The sequence below is a fragment of the Selenomonas sp. oral taxon 149 str. 67H29BP genome, from assembly GCF_000146365.1.
GTDB classification, from domain to species: Bacteria; Bacillota; Negativicutes; order Selenomonadales; family Selenomonadaceae; genus Centipeda; species Centipeda felix.
In genome coordinates this window covers 1,973,617-1,979,866 of sequence record NZ_GL397087.1, presented here as the reverse complement: position 1 = coordinate 1,979,866, position 6,250 = coordinate 1,973,617, and the positions used below count along the sequence as shown (strand labels likewise).

General features: G+C 60.4%; 6 protein-coding genes. 1 reads left to right on the top strand and 5 read right to left on the bottom strand.

Annotated elements, in window-relative coordinates:
• Positions 1-61 precede the first annotated feature (61 nt).
• Complete coding sequence (locus HMPREF9166_RS09305) at positions 62-949, top strand: radical SAM protein (protein ID WP_009753767.1); 888 nt, start codon at positions 62-64, stop codon at positions 947-949.
• An 87-nt stretch (positions 950-1,036) separates the two neighbouring features.
• Here the strand turns inward: HMPREF9166_RS09305 and HMPREF9166_RS09300 are convergent, their stop codons facing one another.
• From HMPREF9166_RS09300 to HMPREF9166_RS09285, 5 genes are all read right to left on the bottom strand, one after another.
• Entirely contained in the window at positions 1,037-3,694 is a 2,658-nt protein-coding gene (locus HMPREF9166_RS09300) for a cation-transporting P-type ATPase (RefSeq protein WP_009753766.1), read from the bottom strand.
• 46 nt (positions 3,695-3,740) lie between these two features.
• On the bottom strand, positions 3,741-4,322 hold the full coding sequence (locus HMPREF9166_RS13155; protein ID WP_254655029.1) for a PepSY domain-containing protein: 582 nt from the start codon (positions 4,320-4,322) through the stop codon (positions 3,741-3,743).
• The gene (locus HMPREF9166_RS13150) at positions 4,226-5,035 is read right to left on the bottom strand and encodes a PepSY-associated TM helix domain-containing protein (RefSeq protein WP_009753764.1); all 810 of its coding nucleotides are present in this window, start codon (positions 5,033-5,035) and stop codon (positions 4,226-4,228) included. The genes HMPREF9166_RS13155 and HMPREF9166_RS13150 overlap by 97 nt, the downstream gene beginning before the upstream one ends.
• Before the next feature lie 103 nt (positions 5,036-5,138).
• Positions 5,139-5,684 carry a ribosome hibernation-promoting factor, HPF/YfiA family gene (gene hpf, locus HMPREF9166_RS09290; RefSeq protein WP_006690299.1) on the bottom strand — a complete coding sequence of 182 codons (546 nt, stop codon included), beginning with the start codon at positions 5,682-5,684 and terminating at the stop codon, positions 5,139-5,141.
• Positions 5,685-5,875: 191 nt separating this feature from the next.
• A complete protein-coding gene (locus HMPREF9166_RS09285; RefSeq protein ID WP_006304954.1) occupies positions 5,876-6,076 on the bottom strand; it encodes a cold shock domain-containing protein in 201 nt (66 codons plus the stop codon).
• Between the last annotated feature and the right edge of the window lie 174 nt (positions 6,077-6,250).

Sequence of the window (6,250 nt, the reverse complement as noted above, 5' to 3'; positions counted from 1 at the left end):
AGAAAGTCACGAGAGAACAACTTCATAGCCCCCAACACATACAACATACAAGGAGAAACGATTGATTGATTTGCTGAAACACTGTACGCTCTGCCCGCGGCGCTGCGGCGTCGACCGCACGGCAGGCGGGCGCGGGTTCTGCGGCGCAGGGCGGCTGGCGCGTGTTGCGCGCACGATGCTGCACACATGGGAGGAGCCCTGCCTCGTGGGAGCGCACGGCGCAGGGGCGGTATTCTTCGCCCACTGCACACTCCGCTGTGTCTACTGTCAGAACTACGAGATCAGCCACGAGGGACACGGCAGAGAGATGACGGAGGAGGAGCTTGCGGCGGCGTTTCTCACGCTGCAGGCGCAGGGCGCCGCAACGCTCGATCTCGTGACGCCGACGCACTACACGCCGCAGATTCTCGCTGCACTCGCGCGTGCACGATCAGAAGGGCTGACCCTCCCTGTCGTCTGGAACACGGGCGGCTATGAGACGGAGGAGAATATCGCATGCCTCACGGGAGTGGTGGATATCTACCTGCCCGATCTCAAGTACAACGCGGAGGAGAGCGGACGGCTCTACTCTGCCGCCCCCGACTATACAGAGGCCGCATTTGTCGCGCTCCGTGCCATGGTCGAGCAGGTCGGCGCACTGCAGTTTGCCGCGGACGGACGGCTCCTGCGCGGCGTCCTCGTCCGTCATCTCGTCCTGCCGGGACACCGTCACGAGAGCATCGCCCTCGTACGGCGTCTCTGGAAGGCGTTCGGTGAGTGCATACAGCTCAGTCTCATGCGGCAGTATACCCCGCTCTATCGCGCGGCGGAGTTCCCGCCGCTCCACCGTCGGCTCACGACCTTCGAGTACGAGTCCGTCGTCGATGCCGCACGTGATCTTGGCATGACGCAGGTCTACGTGCAGGGTGCGGAGGCGGTCGGCACAGAGTACGTACCCGACTTTAGATAATGGATTCTTGTGCCCCTACCCCTGTGATCTCTCCCCCTCCCCGTGACCACGGGGGAGGCTTTCGTTTAGGGAATCACTGATCCCCCCTCACCGCAGGCCGCGTACCATCGCCTTGCGGAGGAGGTCGACGGGAAGCATCGTTGCGGCGAGGAGGAAGGCGAGCACCCAGCCGCCTGCATGGATGGGCGTGCAGCTGAACATTGCACCGATCCACGTGCCGACCTCATGCGGGAGAAGCGGTGCATTGATGATGGCCGCCATGATGAGGACGATGCCGCCCCAAACCCGCAGAAATCCCGGATTTGCCCCGAGATCGCGGAAGATGCCGAAGCCGCCCGACCGCACATTGAACCCGTTCATCAGCGAGGCCAGCACGAACAGCAGGAAGTACGCCGTGTACTGCTCCGCCTGCCCTGCAAAGCATGCGGCAAAAATTGGCTGTGTGAGGAAGGCAAAGCTGAGCAGCACCAGCCACGTCCCCATCCAGAGAATCTGTGCCGCCATCGCGGGGCTGATGATGCTCGCGTCGCGGCGGCGCGGCTTCTCGTGCATATAGCTCTCATGGGCGGGCTCGTTGCCGAGCATGATCGCCCCGAGACTGTCCATGACGAGGTTGATGAAGAGCAGATGCGTCACGCGCAGCGGCTCCATGATGCCGAAGAACGGCGCGAGTGCGCTGACGACAACGGCGGCAATGTTGATGACGAGCTGAAAGCGGCAGAACTTCAGGATGTTGTTGTAGATCGTGCGTCCATAGAGGATCGCGTCCTTGATTGAGCGGAAATTATCGTCGAGGATAACGATGTCGCCCGCATCCCGCGCCGCCTCCGTGCCGCTCCCCATCGCAAAGCCGACATCGGCGCGCCGCAGGGCAGGCGAGTCATTGACCCCGTCTCCCGTCATGCCGACGACGAGATTCATCTGCTGTGCGAGGCGCACGATGCGCGACTTGTCTGTCGGCAGGGCACGCGCAATCACGCGCAGCTGCGGCAGGACGCGCTGCACGGCAGTATCGTCCATCTGCGCGAGGTCGCTGCTCGTCAAAACGAGCTCCCCGTCCGCACGCAGGAGGCCTGCATCACGTGCGATCGCGACCGCTGTCTCACGGCGGTCGCCCGTCACCATGACGACCTGAATGCCCGCCACCTGCACCTCGGCGATCGCCGCACGCGCCTCGGGGCGTACATCGTCGCGAATTGCGGCAAAGCCGATGAGCACGGTGTCCGCATTCACCTCATTCGTGCAGAATGCCGATGCAGAATACCCGAACGCAAGGACGCGCATGGCGCGCGCGGCGTAGGCGTTGATCGTCTCCGTCAGGGCGCCGGCATCGTAGGGTACGACATTTCCCGCCGCATTGAGTGCATACTGTGCGCGGGCAAGGAGCACCTCGGGGGCGCCCTTATAGACGACAACGCCGCGCGCGGGCAGCTCTGCCTGGCTGAATTTATTCACCGAGTTGAACGTCTGCCGCTGCCCCGTACACGCGTTTTCATCCGCCTGCAGAGCACGATAGTATTTCTCCCCCAGGGCATACATGACCGCCTGATCGGTCGGATTCCCGCCGACGACAGTCCCGCTCTCATCGTACATGGAGGCAGTGTTTCTGCCGATGGCAAGCCGCAGCTGCTCCGCGAGCGCCGTCTCTCCCGCGAGGAGATCGGCACCATAGACCGACCCATCCGCCGTAAAAAACTCGACCACCGAGAGCCGCCCGCCCGTGATCGTCCCCGTCTTGTCGCTGAAGAGGATGTTCAGCGCACCCGCCGTCTCGATGCCGACGGCACGGCGCACGAGCACGCCGCGCGAGAGCATGCGGCTCGTATTCTGCATCAGGACAATGGAGATCATGAGCGGCAGCCCCTCGGGCACGGCGCAGACGATGATGAGGATGGCGAGCGAGACCGCCTCGATCACGTCCACGAGGATCTGTCCCCAGCCGAGGAGAATATACGACTCGATGCCGCCTGCGCGCAGGGCGAAGAACATCATGTAGAGCGCGACGATCACGATGCCCGAGATATAGCCGAATGCCGAGATCTGATCGGCGAGCTTGGCGAGCTTGACCTGCAGCGGGGACGCGGGCTCACGCCCCTGCATCTCCGACGCCATCTGCCCCATCACGGTTGCCGTGCCGACACGGCACACCTTCAGTACGCCCTCGCCGTCAAAGACGACGCTCCCGCGAAAGAGCGTCGTGCCATCGACAAAGGTATCCCCCGTCGTCTTCTCCGGAAATGCGGCAGCCGCATCGGCGCACTTATGACACTCTTCCGTTTCGCCGTTCAGCGCCGCGTTGCTCACGCGCAGATCACCGGCAATAAGTACGCCGTCGGCGGGGATCTTGTCGCCCCCCTGCAGGATGACGAGATCGCCCACCACGATCTCATCCACGGGCAGGACATGGAGTCCGCCGTCGCGGCGCAGTTTTGCCCTGTCCTTTGCCGTACGCGCGCGCAGCGCATGGTATTCGCCGTCGCTCGTCAGGCTCGTTCGCGCGGTCACCGTCGCCACGATGAGCACTGTGACAATCGTACCGACCGGTTCATAGATCTCCGCATAGCCGACGAAGTACATCGCGACCATCAGCGCAACCATCACGAGCAGAATGCGGATCATCGGATCGCGGAAGGTCTCCAAAAATGCCTGTCCGAAGGTCAGCCGCGCCGGCTCCGGCAGGACATTCGCCCCATGGATGCGGCGCGAGGCCTCCGCCTCTGCCGTTGTCAGTCCTCGATGCGTCAACGCTGTTCTCCTCCCCGCTGCAGCGCCGCCTCACAGCGGCAAACGATCATCTGCGCACAGCGCGTACGAAATACACGATCAGGTACGCACTGAGCACAAGTGCCAGTCCCTCGCCTGCCCATCCGCCGTAAATCGGCGCGATGAAGATCACAAGGCTCACCAATGCGACACGTGCGGGCTCCTCCCACGACGCATTGGAGCGTTTCTTTACGGCGATCTCGGCAGCCGCCGCAATGCGGCTGTGCCAGCGCGTCAGCCAGAGCACAATGCCCGTGACGATCATCGCCGCCGTCATGAGGATCAGCAGCGCCCAGAAAATCTTTACGGCGAGGAGCTCATGATTGTGGATGTGGATGTTCAGGAAGAATGGTGCCGCCTTCATCCACGCCGGTACGGGGACGGTGAACGGTGTGCCGCCGCCCGCTGGAAGATAGGTCTGTTCGCCCAGTACAAAGTCCGTCGCGCGCACGGGCGGATCGGCGGTCTGAAAGACGTAGAAGGGATATGACGCCGTCGGCAGCTGCATGGAGATCACATCTCGCCCGGGGCTGCTCTCCTCGACGCGTGCCAGTGCATCTGCGGGACGGAGCGTCTCCGCCTGCTGCTCCTGCGCGGCAAAATGCTCCATCGCCGCAATATGCGCCGTGCGGTGATGTCCCGCATCCCGACCGAGTAGAGGACGATCACAATCCCGCTCACGCACATGACCGTCGCCCATGTTCCCGCGAAGATCGACGTGATCTTGTGCCAGTCCGACCAAAACACGCGGCCGGTCCTGCGCCGGTGTGTACCGAACGCCATGCTCTTCATCATCGGCAGATAGAGATAGATGCCCGTCACAATGGAGACGACCGAGAGGGCGCACATCAGAGCGAGAAAGTCACGCCCGCCCTCCTCCAGCCCCATGCGGACATGAAGGATGTGCATCGTGTGCATAAAGGTCTGTACACCCTCGGAGCGATAGATGCGTTCCTTGCGGTCAAATGCCGTATGCGTACGCACATCGTACATGATCTGCTCGCCGCCCATGCGCATGTGGGAACGCCCTGCCGCGCCGCCGCGCTCCACGACGCGGAAATAGAGCGTCCCATCCGTGTCGTCCGGCGTCACTGCCAGGATATCCTTCGTCGGATACGCCGCACGCACCGCAGCCTCTCCTTCGGGCAGTGCCTGCCAGAGCTTCGCCATCGGCATGGGCTCCCCGCTCTGCGGCATATTCACCGTGTTCCACGCATTGATCTCCCCGCGAAAGAGGAGCGGCAGCCCCGTCAGCGTCAGCAGCAGCAAAAAGAGCGCACAAATCAGACTTACCCACTGGTGAACGGCATAGATTCTTCGCATCGTTTCCTCCTATCCCAATGGCTGCATTATAGCACATCTGTCGAAAAAGGACAGCAAAAAGGACGGCCGCAGCCGTCCTTTTCCTCAGAATCCGATCGCGCGATCAGCCCTCTTCGACCTCGATCAGCGCATACTTTCCATCGTGACGCCCGTAGACAATGTTGACCTCCTCCGACTCCGCGTTGCGGAACACGAAGAAATGATGGTTGAGGAGATTCATCTGCATGATCGCCTCCTGCACATCCATCGGCTGGAGCGTGAAACGCTTCGTCTTGACAACGGGGTAGAGCTCATCCTCCTCCGGAATCGGCTGGGCAAACGTCTCGACCGCCTCTGCCTTGAACCCGCCCTGACGGAAACGCCGCGCAAGCTTCGTTTTCTGTTTGCGAATCTGACGCTCAAGCTTCTCGATGACCAGATCAATGGAGCTGTACATATCCTCTGAATGCTCCTCGCCGCGCAGCAGGATACCGCGTGCGACGGGGGCAGTCACTTCCACCTTGTGATGCTTCCCTTCCACAGAGAGCAGAACCGCAATCTCACCGACATTATCGAAGTACTTCGTGATCTTGCCGACGCGCTTTTCCACATAGTCGCGCAGGGCGGGGGTAACCTCGACATTCTTTCCTCGAATCGTGAATGCAGCCATGAAACACAGCCCCTTTCTATCTACGGGAGCAGGAACTCCCTCTTTTACCTGTTTAGTTCGACATAAAGGAGAAAATACCTGCAAAAAAATCGCGCTCACTTCGTTAAATTCAGATTTTTCCCAGGATTTTTCTCATCCATCGTCAAAGGAAAAAGCCCGCTGTGTAAGCCGGGCTTTTCAGATTTTTTGTCTTATTCCTTTTTGACCACATTGTCCGCCTGCGGACCGCGTGCACCCTCGACAATGTCGAACTCCACTTCCTGTCCTTCGCTCAGCGTCTTATATCCCTCACCCTGAATCGAAGAAAAGTGGACGAACACATCATCGCCGTCTTCGCGGGAGATAAATCCATATCCCTTATCCGCGCTGAACCATTTTACTTTTCCCGTCATGTCGGCTCTCCTTTCCATGATAGAAGTATCGTGCAGAAAGCAGAACGATCTCCAATCTACACGTAACCTATCTTTATTATAAAAGCCGACATATCATCTGTCAATCATTATCCAAAATCACAACAAAGAGGAATTATTCACACTCTTTGACATGCCGCAGATGCATAATCAAAA